Here is a 245-nt window from a genome sequence, read left to right on the forward strand (position 1 = left end):
GTGCTTTATTGTATATTTTTTCTACCTCTGCAGGGTATATCTTACTACTGATGACAGGAGTCTGGATGAGTAGGTTACTTAAAAACAATCTGATGGATGATGTTTTTAATAATGAAAATGAAAGTTTCATGCAGGAAACCAAACTCATGGAAAATGAATATTCTGTCAATTTGCCTACTCAATTTTATTATAATGGAACATGGAACAAAGGATGGATTAATGTTGTCAATCCATTCAGGGCAACC

The 245-nt window shown here is 33.5% G+C and carries 1 protein-coding gene; it reads left to right on the top strand.

Annotation, left to right across the window (positions count from 1 at the left end; genetic code table 11):
- Positions 1 to 8: 8 nt before the first annotated feature.
- The coding region (locus tag SB752_RS33100; protein WP_486320417.1) for a hypothetical protein at positions 9 to 245 on the top strand (237 nt) is incomplete at its 3' end.

Origin of the sequence: Brevibacillus sp. SIMBA_040 (genome assembly GCF_046535075.1) — a bacterium.
Classification (GTDB): domain Bacteria; phylum Bacillota; class Bacilli; order Brevibacillales; family Brevibacillaceae; genus Brevibacillus.